General features: G+C 53.1%; 1 protein-coding gene. It reads right to left on the bottom strand.

What is annotated here, in order from left to right:
• Positions 1-171 precede the first annotated feature (171 nt).
• On the bottom strand, positions 172-945 hold the full coding sequence (locus ACFW2W_RS17950; protein ID WP_137865142.1) for a hypothetical protein: 774 nt from the start codon (positions 943-945) through the stop codon (positions 172-174).
• Between the last annotated feature and the right edge of the window lie 192 nt (positions 946-1,137).

The raw sequence follows: 1,137 nt of genomic DNA, 5'->3' as shown, positions 1-1,137 counted from the left end.
TCTTCGGGAAATACGGCGCGAGCCGCGCCATTTGCTCGTCCGTCAGCCAGTACAGGTTGCTCACAGTCAGTCTCCTTGCGGAGCCTGAATCAGATCGCACCTCTCACATCAATGGGTCCTGACCCTAAGAAGTGCATGGTGGCCTGGCGGCGGACGGAGCAGCAGTTCGCATCAGTGAACAGCGGCTTCCCAGAGCCGCCTAGCTTTTTGCAGCGCCGTCATCACAAATCTCGACGTCGCCTCAAAAGCAAACACCGGTTCAGGCTGGAAATCTGTTTTCGACACGGCAAGCGTAACTTTTACAATAGCCTGAATATACACATCTATAGAATCGCCCTTGTGAAAGATGAATTCATCGTTCACCTCAAAATAATCTTCTGGAATGTTGACAACCACTTGTTGCGTTGAACCTTGCGGCGTCCACGCAATTGCGAGCGCATTCGCCTTGGTAGGCACCAATTCCCAGTGCTTCCCGCTGAGCGAGACTTCTTTTACGACATCAATATGAGGCAAGCTTACCGCTGGCGCGGCGAACGTCTCTTCAATCAACGTCAGCCAAGCTTGCGGCAAGCCCGCTTTATCCAGGGTCTTGAGCTTGCTGGTAATTGCAGGGCGAACCGCTCCCGGGAGTTTGGAATCTGGAATTGGTTCAATCGCCCATGGCCAACCAATCTGTGTGCCGCGCTTAACGCTCGTCTGTCTTGCGGCCACTCCAATGATGTTATCCAGGGCTTGAAACAGGGCATTTGCCGCTTCGCCAGCGATAGGTTTCAATTCGACCAGGAGGTTACGATTGAAGCGAAGCGAATATTCAAAAACCCCTTCGCTGGGCTGACTGCGGTGAATAGTCCAAATCTGCTGCGCATTGGCCAATTGCCGATATTCAGCGATGTGCTTCTGAGCTCGATCATACCATGCCTGAGCGTCAGCGAAGGGATCAACCATTCCCGTGACCTTTAAAAGGAGAACCGCAGCTCTGCGGATGTATAGATTCATTGATGGTAACGCGAGGTGACGTGCGCCCCTGGAATGTGACCGATTTTGAGTAGAGTCCGACGCAAAGGAGTCGGACGAGAATGAAGCGCAGCAGGTTCAGCGAAGAGCAGATCATCGCGATCTTGAAGGAGCAGGAGGCGG

The organism is Coleofasciculus sp. H7-2, assembly GCF_042747725.1.
Lineage (GTDB): Bacteria > Cyanobacteriota > Cyanobacteriia > Cyanobacteriales > FACHB-T130 > FACHB-T130.
The sequence above is the reverse complement of the archived record's forward strand: the minus strand, read 5'-3'. Positions and strand labels throughout refer to the sequence as shown.

Bases quoted from the DNA above. Each gene is read 5' to 3' on its own strand.
- ACFW2W_RS17950 (WP_137865142.1), bottom strand. From the start codon at position 945: ATGGTTGATCCCTTCGCTGACGCTCAGGCATGGTATGATCGAGCTCAG.